The 19212-nt window shown below is 71.6% G+C and carries 14 protein-coding genes and 1 pseudogene; 12 read left to right on the top strand and 3 right to left on the bottom strand.

The window, feature by feature from the left end:
- Positions 1 to 83 precede the first annotated feature (83 nt).
- From ACGFYH_RS23545 to ACGFYH_RS23525, 5 genes are all read left to right on the top strand, one after another.
- Positions 84 to 617, top strand: coding sequence for a SigE family RNA polymerase sigma factor (locus ACGFYH_RS23545; RefSeq protein ID WP_393805124.1), 534 nt, complete (start codon positions 84 to 86; stop codon positions 615 to 617).
- A complete protein-coding gene (locus tag ACGFYH_RS23540) occupies positions 605 to 1276 on the top strand; it encodes a hypothetical protein (protein WP_393805123.1) in 672 nt (223 codons plus the stop codon). The genes ACGFYH_RS23545 and ACGFYH_RS23540 overlap by 13 nt, the downstream gene beginning before the upstream one ends.
- Positions 1277 to 1412: 136 nt before the next feature.
- Positions 1413 to 2117 (top strand): two-component system response regulator CseB, encoded by a 705-nt coding sequence (gene cseB / locus ACGFYH_RS23535; RefSeq protein ID WP_393805122.1) that lies wholly within the window; start codon positions 1413 to 1415, stop codon positions 2115 to 2117.
- 16 nt (positions 2118 to 2133) lie between these two features.
- Positions 2134 to 3627: a two-component system sensor histidine kinase CseC gene (gene cseC, locus ACGFYH_RS23530; protein WP_393805121.1), complete on the top strand. Its 1494-nt coding sequence runs from the start codon at positions 2134 to 2136 to the stop codon at positions 3625 to 3627.
- An 861-nt stretch (positions 3628 to 4488) separates the two neighbouring features.
- Positions 4489 to 5028: an SAM-dependent methyltransferase gene (locus ACGFYH_RS23525; RefSeq protein WP_393805120.1), complete on the top strand. Its 540-nt coding sequence runs from the start codon at positions 4489 to 4491 to the stop codon at positions 5026 to 5028.
- A 213-nt stretch (positions 5029 to 5241) separates the two neighbouring features.
- Here the strand turns inward: ACGFYH_RS23525 and ACGFYH_RS23520 are convergent, their stop codons facing one another.
- Positions 5242 to 6843 (bottom strand): MDR family MFS transporter, encoded by a 1602-nt coding sequence (locus ACGFYH_RS23520; protein WP_393805119.1) that lies wholly within the window; start codon positions 6841 to 6843, stop codon positions 5242 to 5244.
- 148 nt (positions 6844 to 6991) lie between these two features.
- On the opposite strand from ACGFYH_RS23520, the gene ACGFYH_RS23515 reads away from it, so the two are divergent.
- Entirely contained in the window at positions 6992 to 7591 is a 600-nt protein-coding gene (locus ACGFYH_RS23515) for a TetR/AcrR family transcriptional regulator (RefSeq protein ID WP_393805118.1), read from the top strand.
- Positions 7592 to 7665: 74 nt separating this feature from the next.
- Here ACGFYH_RS23515 and ACGFYH_RS23510 read toward each other — a convergent pair whose 3' ends face one another.
- Positions 7666 to 8355 (bottom strand): M23 family metallopeptidase, encoded by a 690-nt coding sequence (locus ACGFYH_RS23510; protein WP_393805117.1) that lies wholly within the window; start codon positions 8353 to 8355, stop codon positions 7666 to 7668.
- A gap of 409 nt (positions 8356 to 8764) precedes the next feature.
- Between ACGFYH_RS23510 and ACGFYH_RS23505 the strand changes: the two genes are divergently transcribed.
- From ACGFYH_RS23505 to ACGFYH_RS23480, 6 genes and pseudogenes are all read left to right on the top strand, one after another.
- The gene (locus tag ACGFYH_RS23505) at positions 8765 to 11350 is read left to right on the top strand and encodes an NACHT domain-containing protein (protein WP_393805116.1); all 2586 of its coding nucleotides are present in this window, start codon (positions 8765 to 8767) and stop codon (positions 11348 to 11350) included.
- A 9-nt stretch (positions 11351 to 11359) separates the two neighbouring features.
- Positions 11360 to 13927, top strand: a complete 2568-nt coding sequence (locus tag ACGFYH_RS23500) for an NACHT domain-containing protein (protein ID WP_393805115.1) — start codon at positions 11360 to 11362, stop codon at positions 13925 to 13927.
- 131 nt (positions 13928 to 14058) lie between these two features.
- On the top strand, positions 14059 to 14718 hold the full coding sequence (locus ACGFYH_RS23495) for an HAD family acid phosphatase (RefSeq protein ID WP_393805114.1): 660 nt from the start codon (positions 14059 to 14061) through the stop codon (positions 14716 to 14718).
- Between the two features lie 185 nt (positions 14719 to 14903).
- Complete coding sequence (locus tag ACGFYH_RS23490; protein WP_393805113.1) at positions 14904 to 15332, top strand: hypothetical protein; 429 nt, start codon at positions 14904 to 14906, stop codon at positions 15330 to 15332.
- A gap of 248 nt (positions 15333 to 15580) precedes the next feature.
- Positions 15581 to 15979, top strand: a pseudogene (locus ACGFYH_RS23485) (NACHT domain-containing protein); the annotation flags it as partial.
- 234 nt (positions 15980 to 16213) lie between these two features.
- Positions 16214 to 16405: a hypothetical protein gene (locus tag ACGFYH_RS23480; protein ID WP_393805152.1), complete on the top strand. Its 192-nt coding sequence runs from the start codon at positions 16214 to 16216 to the stop codon at positions 16403 to 16405.
- 89 nt (positions 16406 to 16494) lie between these two features.
- Here ACGFYH_RS23480 and ACGFYH_RS23475 read toward each other — a convergent pair whose 3' ends face one another.
- On the bottom strand, positions 16495 to 19023 hold the full coding sequence (locus tag ACGFYH_RS23475) for an ATP-dependent Clp protease ATP-binding subunit (RefSeq protein WP_393805112.1): 2529 nt from the start codon (positions 19021 to 19023) through the stop codon (positions 16495 to 16497).
- Positions 19024 to 19212: the final 189 nt, after the last annotated feature.

The following is a 19212-nucleotide window of genomic DNA, read 5'->3' as shown; positions in this document are numbered from 1 at the left end:
TGGGCGCAGCACGACTACAGACCACAGGCAGTGGGCCGACGGTGATCACATCGGCGGAGTACGGGGATCGGAAGGCGGTTGACATGGGCGAGGTGCTCGAGTTCGAGGAGTACGTCCGCACTCGGCAGGACGCGCTGCTGCGCAGTGCCCGGCGCCTGGTCCCCGACCCCGTCGACGCCCAGGACCTGCTGCAGACCGCCCTGGCGCGGACGTACGGCCGCTGGGAGACCATCGAGGACAAGCGGCTCGCGGACGCCTACCTGCGCCGGGTGATGATCAACACGCGGACCGAGTGGTGGCGGGCGCGGAAGCTGGAGGAGGTGCCGACCGAGCAGCTCCCCGAGTCCTGCGTGGACGACGCCACCGAGCAGCACGCGGACCGCGCCCTGCTGATGGACGTCCTGAAGGTGCTCGCCCCGAAGCAGCGCAGTGTCGTGGTGCTGCGACACTGGGAGCAGATGTCAACGGAGGAGACCGCCGCCGCCCTCGGCATGTCGGCGGGAACGGTCAAGAGCACGCTGCACCGGGCGCTCGCCCGGCTCCGCGAGGAGCTGGTCGCCCGCGATCTGGACGCACGGGCGCTGGAGCGTGAGGAGCGGGAGCGTTGCGCGGCCTGACCGACGGTCGGACACCCGGGGAGACCCGGGGAACCACGCAGGCGGCGAGTGCGGCGGTGGCCGTGTTCGTCGCCCTCGGCGTTTCCCTGTCGGGCTGCGCGACCGGCGGCACCGGCGCCCGTGACGAGGGTCCGGCCCACGCGGACGCGGTGGGTGGCGCCGCCTCCTCCTCGCCCGCGGCGAAGAGGCCGCACTCGAAGGCTCCCGACCGCGTGGACGCGGTGCGGCTGGTCAAGGCCGATCCGAAGGTGTCCGCCGAGGTGAAGCGCGAGCTGAAGCCGTGCGTCGCCGACGAGTACCCCATCGACGTGTCGTACGGGAAGCTGACCGGGGGTTCGGCGGAAGACGTCGTCGTCAACGTGCTGACGTGCGGTGACGCGGTGGGTGTGGGCAGTTACGTGTATCGCGAGGAGGACGGCGCGTACCAGAATGTGTTCAAGGCCGAGGAGCCCCCGGTCTACGCGGAGATCGACCGCGGCGACCTGGTGGTGACCAAGCAGGTGTACGAGAAGACCGACCCGGTGTCCAGTCCGTCCGGCACGAACGTGATCACGTACCGCTGGGCGTCGGACCGGTTCACCGAGGAGTACCGCACCCACAACGACTACAGCAAGGCCGCGGGCAACGCCCCCACTCCGGTTCCGGAGCCGGACAGCTGACCGAGCCGGCGCGTGAACCGATCGGGCCGCCCGCACCGATGACCGGGTGAACGCGGCGCGCGATCCGGGCGTCCGCCCGACCGGGCACGGGTGACCGCACCGGACCGACCACACCACGAGGACTGAGAGCACCGGGATGGCAGACCAGACCCACGTCCTGTTCGTCGAGGACGACGATGTCATCCGTGAGGCCACCCAGCTCGCCCTGGAGCGGGACGGCTTCGCGGTCACCGCGATGCCCGACGGGCTGTCGGGTCTGGAGTCCTTCCGGGCCGACCGCCCCGACATCGCCCTCCTCGACGTCATGCTTCCCGGCCTCGACGGCGTCAGCCTGTGCCGCCGGATCCGGGACGAGTCCACGGTGCCGGTGATCATGCTGTCGGCGCGGGCCGACTCCATCGACGTCGTGCTCGGCCTGGAGGCGGGCGCCGACGACTACGTCACCAAGCCGTTCGACGGGGCCGTCCTGGTCGCCCGGATCCGGGCGGTGCTGCGCCGCTTCGGTCACGCCGGCGGCGGCGACCGGGCGGAGTCGGCCGGCGCCGCGGACGCCGGGGGCGTGCTCGGCTTCGGTGACCTGGAGGTGGACACCGACGGCATGGAGGTGCGCCGGGCCGGGCGGCCGGTGGCGCTCACCCCGACCGAGATGCGGCTGCTGCTGGAGTTCTCCTCCGCGCCGGGCACCGTGCTCTCGCGCGACAAGCTCCTGGAACGCGTGTGGGACTACGGCTGGGGCGGGGACACCCGTGTCGTCGACGTGCACGTCCAGCGGCTGCGCACCAAGATCGGCCAGGACCGGATCGAGACGGTCCGCGGTTTCGGCTACAAGTTGAAGGCCTGAGCGGGGATACAGGGATATGCGGGGGTTCTTCCGACGCCGGTCCGCCTCGCCTCCGGGGCACCCGGAGGACCGCACGGGGCCGGGCGTCCGTACGCACGTGAACCGTGCACGCGGTGCCCGTGCGCACGATGTCCGGGTCCGCGGCATCCGCGCACGCGGTCTCCGTTCCGGGCTGCGCTGGAAGCTGAGCGCGGCCATCGCGCTGGTCGGCGCGCTGGTGGCGGTCGCGCTGAGTCTGGTCGTGCACAACGCGGCCCGGGTGTCGATGCTGGACAACGCCCGTGACCTCGCGGACGACCGGGTCCTGATCGCCCAGCGCAACTACGAGCTGTCCGGGCGGCAGAACTTCCCGAACGCCCAGATCGACGACCCGGACCTGCCGCCGGAGCTGCGCCGCAAGGTCGAGGCGGGGCGGCGGGCCACGTACGTCTCCGAGCGGCCGAACGGTGTGACGGACATCTGGGCGGCCGTGCCGCTCAAGGACGGGCACGTGATGTCGCTGCACTCGGGTTTCACCGACCGCGGCGCGGACATCCTCGGCGATCTGGACCAGGCCCTGGTCATCGGCTCGATCGCGGTCGTCCTCGGCGGCAGCGCGCTCGGCGTGCTCATCGGTGGTCAGCTGTCGCGCCGGCTGCGCAAGGCCGCCGCCGCCGCGAACCGGGTGGCGGGCGGCGAGGCGGACGTCCGGGTGCGGGACGCCATCGGCGGCGTCGTCCGGGACGAGACGGACGACGTGGCGCGCGCCGTGGACGCGATGGCGGACGCGTTGCAGCAGCGTCTCGATGCCGAGCGCCGGGTCACCGCGGACATCGCGCACGAGCTGCGCACGCCGGTGACCGGCCTGCTCACCGCCGCCGAACTGCTGCCACCGGGCCGGCCGACCGAGCTGGTCCTCGACCGGGCGAAGGCGATGCGCACGCTCGTCGAGGACGTCCTGGAGGTGGCCCGGCTCGACGGGGCCTCGGAGCGGGCCGAGCTGCAGGACATCATGCTGGGCGACTTCGTGACCAGGCGGGTGGCGGTCAAGGACCCGGCCGCCGAGGTGCGGGTGGTCCACGAGTCGGCGGTCACCACCGATCCGCGCCGTCTGGAGCGCGTGCTGTTCAACCTCCTCTCCAACGCCGCCCGGCACGGCCGCGCGCCGGTCGAGGTCAGCGTCGAGGGCCGGGTGATCCGGGTCCGCGACCACGGGCCGGGCTTCCCCGAGGACCTCCTGGCCGAGGGCCCGAGCCGGTTCCGCACCGGCAGCACGGACCGGGCCGGCCGCGGACACGGGCTCGGCCTGACCATCGCGGCCGGCCAGGCCCGGGTGCTGGGCGCCCGGCTCACCTTCCGCAACGTACGCCCGGCCGGCGCCCCCGCCCACGTACCCGCCGAGGGGGCGGTCGCCGTCCTGTGGCTCCCGGAACACGCACCCACGAACACGGGGAGCTACCCGATGCTGCCGGACCGGGTGGGCGACGGGACGTCGCCGTCCCGGGCGGCGTCCGCGGAAAAGCGCCTTTAGCGGGCGAGGTCCTGGCCCACGGTGCCCTTCGCCGGCCGCGACTGCCGCGGCATGTCCCTACGCCGGTGGCGGCACGCGGCCGGGTGTCCCCGGGCGCGCCCGCAGCCTGTGCCGGCCTGGGCACACGGATCGACGCAGTGGTGAGGCACCCGGTCGACGACGGGGTGGAGAGGGCGCTCGGACTGGCCGAGGCGGTCGGCGAGCCCGTCGGGGTCACGTTCGGGCGGGAAGGGGGCCGGCCGTCGAGGGCGGCGCCTTGACTCGCTCTGGTCGTCGCGTGCCCGGCGAGGAGCAATGGCTGGAGGAGAAGGCCCGCACTGTCCGCCGGGGCTTCATGGACCCGAAGCGGAGGACGGCGTTCGAGGGGTTCCTCGCCAGGCAGGCGGGGCGGGGGGAGCCGGTGAGAAGCGTGAGCATCTTGGGGGCGACTGTCATCGAGCCGCTCGGATGAGCGGCTCGATGACATCAGGGCGTCCTCTGCTCAGGCTTGGGCGAAGGGGGCGACCGCTCAGGCTTGGGGCGAAGGGGGCGTCGGGCGGTGCGGGCGGCGACCGCAGTACCTCGACGAACGCCCGCCGGGCCCGGGCGACGATGGTCACCACCGGACCGGCCGGGTGCCGGGGAGCCGGTCCCGCGCCGTGTTCGCCATCGGCACCCACGGAGCCGGGCGCCGGTTCTGGCAACCGCCGACGCGCCGGGCAGAGGAGGCAGGGCGAAATAAGGTTGTGCGTCAAGGGAAGACCGGCTTGGGTCCGTGCTCGTGACCGACTTGAGTGCTCTCCTGCGTCCGGACCGCTATCCGCGCTCCTCCCGCTACGACCCCGCCTGGCTGCTCGACCTCGACATGGGGCCGAACCCCCTGTGGTTGCTGGAGGACCTCGCGAGGGACCTCGATCTGCGCCCGGGGATGCGAATCCTCGACCTCGGCTCCGGGAAGGGCGCGACATCGGTCTTCCGGCCCGTGAGTACGGCGCGGAGGTCGTCGCGGCCGACTGGTGGATCGCGCCCGAGGAGGCGGCGGCCGTCTTCGCCGGGGCGGGGGTCGGCGACCGGGTGACCGCGGTGCGGGCGGAGGCGCATGCCCTGCCCTTCGAGGAGGCGAGCTTCGACGCCGTCGTCAGCGTCGACGCGTTCGAGTACTTCGGGACGGCGGACGGATACCTTCCGTACCTCGTCCGGTTCCTGCGCGCCGGTGGACGGCTGGGCATGGCGACCCCCGCCACGACGCGGGAGGCGCGCCGGCCGGGGGCGATCCCTCCCCACATCAAGGCGGTGGTCGGCTGGGAGGCGATGGCCTGGCACACCGCCGAGTGGTGGCGCTTCCAGTGGGAGGTCACCGAGCTGGTGGACGTCACCTCCGCGCGCCCGCAACCGGAGGCCTGGCGGGACTGGCTGCTGTGAACCCGCGCGGGGGCCGGGTACCGGAGCGGGGTGGACGGCCGCGGCGGGGACGACGACCGGGCCGTCGTCGACATGCTCACCACCGACGGCGGCGAGTTCCTCTCCTTCGCCCTGGTCACCGCGCGCAGAAGGTGAACGGGCCACGACGAAGGCCTCCGGGGGCCGAGGCCGCCCGGAGGCCTGGTGCGGGGCAGGCGGCGGACCGCCGCCCGGTCAGACCGACTCGGTCACCGGTGCCTTCGCCGTGGCCGCCTCGTCGTCACCGCCGGCCGGGGCGTCGGCCGCCTTCGGACCCGCGCCCTTCAGCGGGATCTCCTTGACGAAGACCGCCGCGACCAGCGCGACGACCGCCACCACGGAGCCCAGCAGGAACGCGCCGTGGGTGCCGGAGGACACCGCGTGCTGGTAGGCGTCGCGCGCCGCCTCCGGCAGCTTGGCCAGGCTCGCCGCGTCCAGCTGGGCCGACTGCTCGGTCACCTTGGAGCCCAGCGCGCCGGCCCGCTCGGTCATGACGTCCTGGACGCGGTGGTTGAACAGGGCGCCCATGATCGCGACGCCGAAGGAGGAGCCGAGGGTACGGAAGAGGGTGGTGGAGGAGGACGCGACGCCCATGTCCCTCATCTCCACGCTGTTCTGCGCCACCAGCATGGTGATCTGCATCAGGCAGCCCATACCGAGACCGACGACGGCCATGTACAGCCCGGAGGTGAAGCGGGTGGTGTCGGTGTCCATCGTGGACAGGAGGTACAGCCCGACCGTCATCAGCGCGCCGCCGACCACCGGGAAGATCTTGTACCGGCCGGTGCTTGTGGTGACCCGCCCCGCGACCATCGACGTGACGAGCATCGCGCCCAGCATCGGCAGGAGCAGCAGTCCGGAGTTGGTGGCGGACGCGCCCTGCACCGACTGCTGGTACAGCGGCAGGAAGAGGGTGGCGCCGAACATCACGAAGCCGACGATGAAGCCGATGACGGACATCAGGGTGAAGTTGCGGCTGCGGAAGATGTGCAGCGGCAGGATCGGCTCGGCGGCCCTGGTCTGCCAGAACACGAATCCGACCAGCGCGGCGACGCCGATGCCGATCAGCTCCATGATCCGTGCGGAGGTCCAGGCGTACTCGGTGCCGCCCCAGGTGGTGACGAGCACGATGGCGGTGATGCCGATGGTCAGCAGCGCGGCACCCGGATAGTCGATCCGCGCCCGGCTGCGCTTCTTCGGCAGGTGCAGTACGGCACTGATGGCGATCAGCGCGATCGCGCCGAGCGGGATGTTGATGTAGAAGGACCAGCGCCAGCCCCAGTTGTCGGTGATGGTGCCGCCGACCAGCGGTCCGCCGATCATCGCCAGCGCCATGACACCGGCGATCATGCCCTGGTACTTGCCGCGCTCCCTGGGCGGTATCAGGTCGCCGATGATCGCCATGACGCCGACCATCAGACCACCGGCGCCCAGGCCCTGGACGGCGCGGAAGCCGATGAGCTGGCCCATGTCCTGGGCCATGCCGCTGAGCGCCGAGCCGGCCAGGAAGATCACGATGGACGTCATGAAGACGCCCTTGCGCCCGTACATGTCGCCGAGCTTGCCCCACAGCGGGGTGGAGGCGGCGGTGGCCAGGGTGTATGCGGTGACGACCCAGGAGAGGTGCTCCAGGCCGCCCAGCTCACCCACGATCGTCGGCATCGCGGTACCGATGATCATGTTGTCGAGCATCGCGAGCATCATCGCGATCATGAGGGCGAGCAGGACGACCCGCACGCTCCTCGGCTGCTTTCCGGCACCGGCTTCGCCGGTCGCCGCCTCCGTCTTGTCCGCCATCTCTCCTACTCCCCCAGCTACCGCTGTGCCACTTGCCACTTACTTGCCGCCCGGCAAGCTGTCTACACTGGGGAAGGTAGACTCGTAACTAGCCGGTCGTCAAGTAAGTTTTGTGGAAAGTGCGCGGGGGCAGGAGGTGCGCAGGAGGATGGGCGGCACAATGAACGGCACCAAGCAGCATCGACGCCGCGGGGACACCCGCCAGCGCATCCAGGACGTGGCACTCGGGCTCTTCGCCGAGCAGGGGTACGAGAAGACCTCGCTGCGCGAGATCGCCGAGCGTCTGGACGTGACCAAGGCCGCCCTGTACTACCACTTCAAGACCAAGGAGGAGATCCTGGTCAGCATCTTCGAGGATCTCTCACGGCCGCTGGAGCGCCTGATCGACTGGGGGCGGGAGCAGCCGCACACCCTGGAGACGAAGCAGGAGATCATCCGCCGCTACAGCGCGGCGCTGGCGGGCGCGGCGCCGCTGTTCCGCTTCATGCAGGAGAACCAGGCGACGGTACGGGACCTGCGCATCGGCGAGTTGTTCAAGACCCGCATGTTCGGTCTGCGCGACATACTCATCGACCCCGAAGCGGACCTGGTCGACCAGGTCCGCTGCGTGAGTGCGCTGTTCACGCTGCACGCCGGGATGTTCGCGCTGCGGGACCTCGAAGGCGACCCCGAGGAACAGCGCGCGGCTGCTCTCGAGGTCGCCACCGATCTGGTCACCCAGGCCCACCGGGGAGCCTCGGGCGCCTAGGTCCTGTCGTCGAACTCGCGTCGTCGCCCGGAGGGGCAGACGGGAGCCCGACGACGGGGCCTGGGCCCCGCTTCTCAGACGGTCACGCCCTTGTCGTGCAGGAAGGCGACCGGGTCGACGGCCGAGCCGTAGTTCGGGGTCGTACGGATCTCGAAGTGCAGGTGCGGACCGCTGGAGTTGCCCGTGTTGCCGGACTTGGCGATCGACTGGCCGGTCTTCACGACCTGCCCGACCTTCACGTTGATCCTGGACAGGTGGGCGTACTGGGAGTACGTGCCGTTGCCGTGCTTGATGACGATCGCGTTGCCGTAGGCGGGGCCGTCACCGGCGCCGTTGCCGCCGGCCTTGACGACGGTGCCGCCGTGGGCTGCGACGACGTTGGTGCCGATCGGCACGGCGAAGTCCTGGCCGCTGTGCTTGTGCGCCCACATGCCGCCGTTCTGGGCGAAGCTGGCGCTCAGCTCGTACTTCTTGACCGGGTCCACCCAGGAGGCGGCCTTCTTCTTGGTGGCCGTCTTCTTGACGGTGACGGTCTTCTTCGCGCTCGCGGCGGCCTTCTCGGCCTTCGCCGCCTTGGCCTGCGCCGCGGCCTGGGCCTCTACGGCGCTCGCGGCGGCGGTCGTGCTGGTGGAGGCCGCCGTGGTGCCGGTGGCGGCCGCGACCCCGGCTCCCAGTGCGACCGAGGCTCCGAGGCCGGCGGCCATCACCGCGGCGCGAGTGCGGAGGGTCGTACGGGAAGAACGGGACGTGACACGCGGGAACATTCGAACCTCATGGGGACGGGTGCGGAGGAATGCCCACCGGCGGGACGCACAGGGCGCTCACCGGGCGGGCTCAACCTTGGTAACCCGACGCCCCCGAACCGCACAAAGGTGTGACCTACGACCCTATGTAGTACTTAAGCGCGAAACTTCATTACTCTTGACAGAGCCGCCATTACGGACAAAAGCAGCTCAGAGGCCTGGAATCCGACCTTCTCCCCGCACCCCCGCTGCTCCGTTATGTCCGTTTTCGTAGTTCTCGCGGTTTCCACTATTCCCCGTAGTACACGGTGAACGGCCTGTGCGGCACATCACCGGCGGCCGGGACCGAAGGGCCGGCGAATGTGACGGGGGCTACTCCCGTCCCGGCTAACCCGCCCCCCGCACAAGGGGGTTCACCTAGGCTCGGGCCATGGTCGACGTCACAGCACTCGGGGCCCGTGTCGCGTCCAGCGCGGTCGCGCCCCTCGTCCGCCGGCTCTTCGTCCGGGACGGGCCGGGAGCGGGGCTGGTGGACCGGCCGGTGCGGATCTCGGCGCTGGTGTCCTTCCGGGGCGAGCGGCGGAGCGTCACACCCGAGGACGTCGACAAGGTCGCCGGGGAGCTGGTCCGCAGGGCGCTGACCGCGGCCGGTCCCGGCGAGCGGCCCGTCGACGCCGCCGAGGCGACGGCCGTCAAGGACGCCCTGGCCCGCACTCTCGCCCGGCTCGGCGAGATCACCGTCGAGGACTACGAGGCCGTCGGGCTGGGCCCCGAGCGCTTCGCCCGCGAGCTGAGCGCGGGCGTGCCGCCGGCCTCGTACGGGCTCGGCGAGGCCGGCACGCTGCTGTACGAGCGGCTGCTGCACACCGCCTCGCTGCACATCCTGAACTTCCTCACCCAGCGCTCCACCTACGTCGCCCGCCAGCAGACCGTGCAGACCCGGCAGCTCGCCCGGCTGGTCCAGGCCGTGGACGTACTGCTGGAACGGCTGCCGTCCCGGTCGGCCGAGGACGCCGGGTTCGAGGAGCGCTACGCGGACCACGTCGCCGCCCGGTACGGCACCCTCACCATCTACGGGCTGGACGCCGGAACCCGGGAGTGGCCGCTGGACACGGCGTACCTGAGCCTGGAGGCCACCCGGCCGCAGACGGCAGGGGACGGGCGCCGCGACACGGAGTACCCGGTCGTGGCCGCCGAGCAGGTGCTCGCCGGCCACGACCAGGTGTTCCTGCGCGGAGTCGCCGGTTCCGGCAAGACGACCCTCGTGCAGTGGCTGGCGGTGACGGCGGCGAGCCGGGTCTACGACCACGGGCTGACCCACCTCATCGGGCGGGTGCCGTTCGTGCTGCCGATGCGCCGGATCGTCCGGCCGGGGACCGAGCTGCCCTTCCCCGGCGACTTCCTGCGCGCGGTCGGCTGTCCCGTCGCAGGGGAGCAGCCGCCGGGGTGGGTGGAGCGCGTCCTGCGGGCCCGGCGCGGGGTGCTGCTGGTCGACGGCGTCGACGAGATCGCCGCCGACCGCCGCACCGCCGCCCGGCACTGGCTGCGCGAGCTGGTGCGGGCCTTCCCCGGCAACCTGTGGCTGGTCACCTCGCGCCCCTCGGCCGTCCCGGAGGACTGGCTGGCCGCGGAGGGCTTCAGCGAACTCGCCCTCGCCCCGATGGGCCGCGACGGCGTCGCCACCTTCGTACGGCGCTGGCACCGCGCGGCCGAGGTGGCCGCTTCCGTCGGAGAGTCCCTGCTGGCGTCCGTGCGCAGCGCCTCGGAGCTGAGCGGGCTGGCCACCAACCCGCTCATGTGCGGCATGCTGTGCGCCCTGCACCGCGACCGGCGGGGTTTCCTGCCGCAGGACCGCCGGTCGCTCTACGAGGCCGCCCTGACCATGCTCCTCGAACGCCGGGACCGGGAACGTGAGCTGCGCGGCCTCGGCGGGGTGCGGCTCGCGTACGCCACACAGGTGCAGCTCCTGCAGAGGCTGGCGTGGTGGCTGATCCGCAACAGCCGGGCGGAGATGGACCGGGACGAGGCGCTCGGCATCGTGGGCCGGGCCCTGCCCGCACTGAACCTGGACGGCGCCGGTGACGAGGACGTCTACCGTGCGCTGCTGCTGCGCTCCGGGCTGCTGCGCGAGCCCGCCGAGGGCCGGGTGGACTTCCTGCACCGCACCTTCCAGGACTACCTGGGGGCCCGGCTGGCCGTGCAGGAGATGGACTTCGACCTGCTGGTCAACCACGCCGGCACGGACCAGTGGGAGGACGTGATCCTGCTCGCCCTCGCCCACGCCAGGCCGAAGGAGGCGGAGCACATGCTGCGCCGGCTCACGGACCTGGGGACCCCGCGCGGGACGCTCCTCGCGGCGGCCGGGCTGCGGTATGCGGCCGAGGTGGCGCCCGAGGTGCGCGGCCGGGTGGAGGAGGGGCTGGCGACGCACGTTCCGCCGACCGGCTTCGACGAGGCGCGGGAGGTGGCGCAGGCCGCGGGTGACTTGGTGCTGACCCTGCTGCCGGGCCCCGAGGAGGTCAGCCATGCCGTCGGCGCCACCGTGGTCAGTACGGCCGTCGAGGTGGGAAGCGAAGCGGCGTTGCAGTTCCTGACGACATACCGGGACCATCCCGGAAAGGACGCCCAGACGATCCTGGCCGCGGCCTGGCGGCACTTCGACCGGGACCGGTACGCGCACGAGATCCTCGCCCACCTGCCGCGGCAGAGGCCCGTGCACGTGTACACGACCGACGACCTCCGCACCCTGCGCACGCTGGGCGGGTGGGGGCACATCGTGGTCCGGGGCGCCTACCGCGTGGCGGACCTCACGGAGCTCATCGTCCCGGAGCGCCTCACCCTTCTCTCCCTCGATGCTCCACATCCGGTCGAGGGACTGAACTGGCTGTCGGCGTTTCCCCGTCTGGAGGGCGTCTCGGTGTTCACCGAGCCGGACGAGACCTGGGCCCGGCAGGTCCCGGCCGGGGTCCGGCTCCAGTACCCGACCCACTCCCCGTCCCTCGACCCCTGGGAGTAACCCACATCCATGGATGCCGTCGTCCGCACCCCCTCCCACCTCGCCGCCCCCCTCGTCCACCGGCTCTTCCGCGCCCCCGTTCGGCCGCCCGTGTTCTGCGAGCCGGTCCCCGGCCTCGTCACCTGGCGCGGCCCGGAGGCCTCCGCCACCCCGGACGACGTCCACCGCACCGCCGCCGACCTGGTGCACCTCGCCGCCGAGCGGCACACGGCGCCCACCGCCGAACTGGCCCCGGTCGTCGACGTCCTGGCCCGTACCCTGCTCGCCGTCGCCGAGGTCGACGTCACCGACGCCGACGCCGTACGACTGGGCCCGCAGGACTACGCGCGGCGGCTGCGGGGCGCGGTGCAGGGCGCGGACCGGGAGCTGTCGCCGGACGCGGCCTGGTTCCACGACGCGCTGCTGGTCTCGGTGTGCCTGCACGTCCTGCACCACCTGGTGCGGCGCTCCGCGTACCTCCAGCGACGACTGCCGGGACGGGCGAGCCGGATCGCCCAGCTGGTCGACCTTCAGGACGCCGAGGCGGCGGCCCGGCAGCCCGAACGGCCCGAGGCGGACGTGGCGTTCGAGGCCGAGTACGCCCGGTGGGTGGCCCGGCGGCACGGCTGGCTGACCATCGTCGGCGTGGACTTCCCCAACGCGCCCGACCGTTGGCCGCTGGAGGAGACCTACCTGAGCCTGGAGGCGGAGGAGCGCAGCGGCGGTGTGGCCGAGGACGAGCAGCGCACCGTACTGCTGGCGGACCGCGCCCTGGAGGACCACGAACGGGTGCTGCTGCGCGGCGGGGCCGGGTCGGGCAAGACGACTCTGGTGCAGTGGCTGGCCGTGGCCGCCGCCCGCGCGGGCGACCGGGTCCCCTTCGTCCTGCCCGTACGCCGCTTCGCCCGCGAGGGCTTCCCGGCCCCGGACGACTTCCTGCACGCGGTCCGGCACCCGCTCGCCGACCGGGCGCCGGAGGGGTGGGTGGTGCGCACCCTGCTCGCCGGGCGCGCGCTGCTGCTGGTCGACGGCATCGACGAGGCACCGGAGAAGACACGCGGCGAGCTGCGCGACCGGCTGCGCCGGCTGCTGCGCGTCTTCTCCGGCAACGGCTGCCTGGTCACCTCCCGGCCCTCCGCCGTGTCGGACGGCTGGCTCTCCGGTGAGGGGCTGGCCGAGGAGGACTTCGTCGAGCTGTCCCTCGCGCCCATGTCACGGGACCAGGTGACGCGGTTCATCCGGGACTGGCACTCGGCGGCCCGGACGGACGAGCAGAGCCGCTCCCCGGGGCCGCGGGAACGGGGCGCGCTGGACGAGTACGAGCAGCGGCTGCTGCACTCCGTGCGGATCTACCGCGAGCTGCGCCAGCTCGCCACCAACCCGCTGATGTGCGGCCTGATATGCGCCCTCAGCCGCGACCGGGCCGGTTCCCTCCCCAGCGGCCGCAAGGAGCTGTACGACGCCGCCCTGGAGATGCTGCTCCAGCGCCGCGACCCCGAACGGGACGTGCTGTACGCCGACGACGTGCGGCTCCAGCAGAGCACCCGTGAACGGCTGCTGCAGAAGCTGGCCCACGCCATGCTGGAGGAGGACGCCTCCGAGCTGACCCGAGAACGGGCGGTCGGCATCCTGGACGCCGCGCTGCCCGCGATGCCCGCCGCCCGCGCGCAGGGGGACGGCGCGAAGATCTTCCGGCACCTGCTGCACCGGACGGGCCTGCTGCGCGAACGGTCGGGCGAGTCGGTCGACTTCGTGCACCGGACCTTCCAGGACTACCTGGCCGCCAAGGAGATCGTGGCGCGCGACCGGTTCCCCACACTGGTCGACCACGCCCACCAGTCCGAGTGGGAGGAGGTCATCCGCATGTCCGCCGCCCACGCCCGCCCCGAGGAGTGCGCCCAGTTCCTGGAACGGCTGCTGGCGCCCGCGCCGGGACTGCGGCGCCCGCAGGTCAACCACCGCAGGCTGATGGCCGCTGCCTGCCTGGAGCACGTCACCGAGCTCGATCCGGCCGTCCAGCGGCTCGTCCACGACCGTACGAAGAACCTGGTGCGTCCCACGACGGAGCTGGCCGCCCGGGGGCTCGGCTGGGTCGGCCCCATCGTCCTGGAGCTGCTGCCCGACCCGGGCCAGGTCACCGACGACCGGCAGGCCCTGCTGCTCGCCATCACCGCGACCCGGGTGGCGGACGACGCGGCGATCGACTACCTGGTCCGGCTGCGCTCCCGTGCCGCCCTGCCGGTCCGCACCGAACTCGCCCGTGGCTGGCGCCACTTCGACACCGAGCGGTACGCCGAGGAGATCATCGCCCATCTGGACCCGGACGGCCTCTACTTCCCGGTCTCCGACACCGTCGAACTGGCGGCGCTGCGCGATCTCGGCGGGCGGCCGCGCATCCAGGTGGCCGGTGTGATGCGGGCGGAGGAACTGCTGGCGGGGCTGCTCCCCGATCAGCTGACCCACCTCTGGCTCAACGCGGAGCTGCCCGACACCGACGTCTCCTGGCTGTCCGGCCTCCCCCGGCTGCGGGTCCTGCGGGTCAACCCCCGGCTGCCACGGGTGCGGAACGTGCCGAACGGGGTGGAGATCACGGCATGAGCGCAGGCCGGACGGCCGACTACTGCCCAGTAACCCAATCGTTGCCGTCCGGCCACTTGCTGGGGCCAGCATGCACGCGACAACTTTGTGCCGTCAGGCATCCGCGCAGGCATGAGAGGACCCCACCCCCCATGACCGATCAGACCGGACAGACCAGACAGACCCGGCGCCCCACGTGGACGCGGGCCGCCGCGGCGGCCGCCGTCACCGCGGCGGCGCTCACCACCACGGCCACGCCGTCCGTCGCCGCCCCTGCCGAGACGCACCGCACGGCGGTGACGCCGTCGGCGGCCGCCGACGTCGACTACGACACCTGGCAGCGGGACTGCCGGGCCGTGCTGGACGGAGCGCTGCCCTACCTGAAGGAACGGATCGCCGACTCCGCACCCGGTGAGAAGCCTGCGATCGTCCTCGACGTCGACAACACCTCCCTGGAGACCGACTTCGGCTTCCGCTACCCCCAGCCCGCCAACCGGCCGGTCCTGGAGGTCGCCGAGTACGCCCAGGAGCACGGCGTCGCCCTGTTCTTCGTGACCGCCCGGCCCGGCATCATCGGGACGCCCACCGAGTGGAACCTCGCCCACGCCGGCTACGAGTCCTCCGGGCTGTACGTCCGCGGCTTCCTCGACCTGTTCAAGGACGTCGCCGTGTACAAGAGCGAACAGCGCGCCGAGATCGAGTCGAAGGGCTACACGATCATCGCGAACGTCGGCAACAGCGCCACCGATCTGTCGGGCGGCCACGCCGAGAGGACCTACAAGCTGCCGGACTACGACGGTCAGTTGTCCTGACGCGGCAGTGCTTACGCGGCAGTCCTGACGCGGCAGTCCTGACGCCCGTCAGGCTCCCCGTGTCGATCTACCACGGGGGCGGCGCATGGAACCGACGGTACTCGGCGGGAGGTTGGCGTCCAGCCTGGTCGCCCCGCTGGTGAGGAAGCTGTTCGTGACGGGCGGACCCGGCGCCGGACTGGTCGATGGACCGGTCCGGCTGGCCCGCCTGGTGTCCCTTCCGGGGCGAGCAGCGCACGCTCGGCGAGAAGGAGGTACGGGGGCTCGCCGGGAGGCTGGTGGCCGACTCCCTGGACTCTCCGGGCGAGCCGCCCTTCCCGCGCGACGAGGAGACGGCCGTCGCCGACGCCCTGACGGCACGGCTCCTCGCCCTGGGCGACCTGGACATGGACGACGTGCAGGCGGTGCGGCTGGGCCACCGCGAGCTGGCCGCCCGGCTGCGGCAGCAGGCGTCGGGCGCCGGGCCGGGGACCTGCCTGTCCGCCGACGCGGGCTACTTCCTCGACTCCGCGACGGAGTGGGCCTGCCTGCACATCCTGGAGTTCTTCACCCGGCGCTCCACCTTCGTCGCCCGCACTTCGGTGGCCCAGGCCCGCGGCGCCAGGCCGAGCTGATCGCGAAGGTCGACGAGCTGATCACCCGCGTCCCCCGTCCGGACGCCGGGGACACGGCGTTCGAGCGCCGCTACCTGCCCTACGTCGCCGGGCAGCACAACCGCATCACCATCTACGGCATCGACCTGCGCGACTCCCCCGACCGGTGGCCCCTGGAGATCGCCTGTCTCACGCTGGAGGCGACCAGCGACCGCGAGGACGACCGGGACGCCACGCCCGGCGAGGACGCGTCGGGACGCACCAGACGGATGCCCGCGGACGAGACGCTGGACAGGAAGCCCAGGGTGCTGCTGCGCGGCGACGCGGGCTCCGGCAAGACGACCCTGGTGCAGTGGCTGGCGGTGACCGCGGCACGCGAGCGCACGCGCATCCCGTACATCCTCCCGCTGCGCACCTGGTACGCACCGGCCCGCTGCCCGCCCCGGCCGCCTTCCTGAGCGCCGTCGGCTGCCCGCTGTCGCCGCCCGACGGCTGGACGGAACGTCCTGACCGCCGGCCGGGCGCTGATCCTGGTCGACGGTCCGGACGAGATCCCGGCAGCGGACCGGCACGCCACCCGGGACTGGCTGCGCGGTCTCCTGCACGCCTTCCCCGGCAACCGCTGGCTGCTGACCACCCGGCCCACCGCCGTACGCGCCGACCTCACCGAGGCGCTGCCGGCCGAGGCACCGCTGAGCTTTCTCTACCCGGGCCGCAACAGCACGGACACCACCGGGCTGCGCGGGCTGGCGCACTGGAAATCGCTGCGCAAGCCCAGCCTGGGACCGCTGACCACGGAGCCGGGGGCGGCCGACTGGCGGGAGGTCGCCGCACTGCCCGGGCTCACCCACCTGTACATCGACGCGGCGCTCATCCGGGATCTGCCGGCTTCCCCCGGCCGCATGCCCGAGCTGCCCCGCGTCGAGCTACTGGCCGTCTACGACGTGGAGGGCACCGAGCACCTTGACGCACTGGCGTCCCGGCTGCCCGGTCTGCGTGCGGTGAGCCTCGGAAGCAGGTACGGATACTCCTTCCCGGTTTCCGGCTTCCAGCCGGTCTTTCCCGACGTCGAAGTGAGCCTGGCCCCACGCTGACCCGGCAGGACGCCGACGCGGCACGACGAAAGGGGCCGCCCCGGGACCGAAGTCCCGAAGCAGCCCCTTTCCCGGCTCACCCCGCGGGGCTACGCCTCCTTGCTCAGGTTCGGACCCGTGCCGCCCCCGGCCGCCTGCTCGATCGGCGGGACGTCGGGGAGGGCCGCCTTCTCCTCACCCCGGAAGGTGAAGGTCTTGGTGTCGCCCTCGCCCTCGGTGTCCACGACCACGATGTGACCGGGACGCAGCTCGCCGAAGAGGATCTTCTCCGACAGCGTGTCCTCGACCTCGCGCTGGATCGTGCGACGCAGCGGACGCGCGCCCAGCACCGGGTCGTAACCCTTCTTGGACAGCAGTTCCTTCGCGGACTGGGAGAGCTCGATGCCCATGTCCCGGTCCTTGAGGCGCTCGTCGACCTTCTCGATCATCAGGTCGACGATCCGCAGGATGTCGTCCTGGCTGAGCTGCGGGAAGACGACCACGTCGTCGACACGGTTGAGGAACTCGGGCCGGAAGTGCTGCTTGAGCTCGTCCTGGACCTTGTTCTTCATGCGCTCGTAGTTGGACTTCGTGTCACCCGCGGCGGCGAAGCCGAGGTTGAAGCCCTTGGAGATGTCCCGGGTGCCGAGGTTGGTCGTCATGATGATGACCGTGTTCTTGAAGTCCACGACCCGGCCCTGGGAGTCGGTCAGGCGACCGTCCTCCAGGATCTGCAGCAGCGAGTTGAAGATGTCCGGGTGGGCCTTCTCGACCTCGTCGAAGAGGACGACCGAGAACGGCTTGCGGCGGACCTTCTCCGTCAGCTGACCGCCCTCCTCGTAGCCCACGTAGCCGGGGGGCGAACCGAAGAGACGCGAGACCGTGTGCTTCTCGCTGAACTCCGACATGTCGAGGGAGATCAGCGCGTCCTCGTCGCCGAAGAGGAACTCCGCGAGCGCCTTGGACAGCTCCGTCTTACCGACACCGGACGGGCCGGCGAAGATGAACGAGCCACCGGGACGCTTCGGGTCCTTCAGACCGGCACGGGTACGGCGGATCGCCTTCGAGAGCGCCTTGACGGCGTCCTTCTGGCCGATGACCCGCTTGTGGAGCTCGTCCTCCATGCGCAGCAGGCGGGACGACTCCTCCTCCGTGAGCTTGAAGACCGGGATGCCGGTCGCCGTGGCGAGGACCTCGGCGATCAGCTCGCCGTCCACCTCGGCGACGACGTCCATGTCGCCGGCCTTCCACTCCTTCTCCCGCTTGGCCTTGGCGGCCAGGAGCTGCTTCTCCTTGTCGCGGAGGGAGGCGGCCTTCTCGAAGTCCTGCGAGTCGATCGCGGACTCCTTGTCCCGGCGCACACCGGCGATCTTCTCGTCGAACTCGCGCAGGTCCGGCGGCGCGGTCATCCGGCGGATGCGCATCCGGGAACCGGCCTCGTCGATCAGGTCGATCGCCTTGTCCGGCAGGAAGCGGTCCGAGATGTAGCGGTCGGCGAGCGTCGCCGCCTGGACGAGGGCCTCGTCCGTGATGGAGACACGGTGGTGGGCCTCGTAACGGTCGCGCAGACCCTTGAGGATCTCGATCGTGTGCGGCAGCGACGGCTCCGCGACCTGGATCGGCTGGAAACGGCGCTCGAGGGCCGCGTCCTTCTCCAGGTGCTTGCGGTACTCGTCCAGCGTGGTCGCACCGATGGTCTGCAGCTCACCGCGGGCCAGCATCGGCTTGAGGATGCTCGCGGCGTCGATGGCGCCCTCGGCGGCACCCGCACCGACCAGCGTGTGCAGCTCGTCGATGAACAGGATGATGTCGCCGCGGGTGCGGATCTCCTTGAGCACCTTCTTCAGGCGCTCCTCGAAGTCACCGCGGTAGCGGGAGCCGGCGACCAGCGCGCCGAGGTCCAGGGTGTAGAGGTGCTTGTCCTTGAGGGTCTCGGGCACCTCGCCCTTGACGATGGCCTGCGCGAGGCCCTCGACGACGGCGGTCTTGCCGACGCCGGGCTCACCGATGAGCACCGGGTTGTTCTTGGTGCGGCGGGACAGCACCTGCATGACCCGCTCGATCTCCTTCTCGCGCCCGATGACCGGGTCGAGCTTGGACTCACGAGCGGCCTGGGTGAGGTTCCGGCCGAACTGGTCGAGGACCAGGGACGTGGAGGGCGTGCCCTCCGCAGGACCGCCGGCGGTGGCGGTCTCCTTGCCCTGGTAGCCGGAGAGCAGCTGGATGACCTGCTGCCGCACCCGGTTGAGATCGGCGCCCAGCTTGACCAGGACCTGGGCGGCGACGCCCTCGCCCTCACGGATCAGGCCGAGCAGGATGTGCTCCGTGCCGATGTAGTTGTGGCCCAGCTGGAGGGCCTCGCGGAGCGACAGCTCCAGGACCTTCTTGGCACGGGGGGTGAAGGGAATGTGACCCGACGGGGCCTGCTGGCCCTGCCCGATGATCTCCTCCACCTGCTGGCGGACCGCCTCGAGCGAAATCCCGAGGCTCTCAAGGGCCTTGGCGGCGACACCCTCACCCTCGTGGATCAGGCCCAGGAGGATGTGCTCGGTGCCGATGTAGTTGTGGTTGAGCATCCGGGCTTCTTCCTGAGCCAGGACGACAACCCGCCGCGCGCGGTCGGTGAACCTCTCGAACATCGTTAATCGCTCCTCAGAGCGGTCAGGCAGTAAGGGGAACTTCCCCTCCCTGTCCTTCCGCAGCTTAGTCCCGCAAGCGGGGACCGCTCATTCCAACTGCCGACACCGTCGATGGCCTCCTGACCCCTGACGTCGACATCTGCCACAACCCGATGGTGCGAGACGATGTTCCCGCAGGCCAGGCACTTA

The sequence above is a fragment of the Streptomyces sp. NPDC048392 genome (assembly GCF_043200575.1).
Lineage (GTDB): Bacteria > Actinomycetota > Actinomycetes > Streptomycetales > Streptomycetaceae > Streptomyces.
The sequence above is the reverse complement of the archived record's forward strand: the minus strand, read 5'-3'. Positions and strand labels throughout refer to the sequence as shown.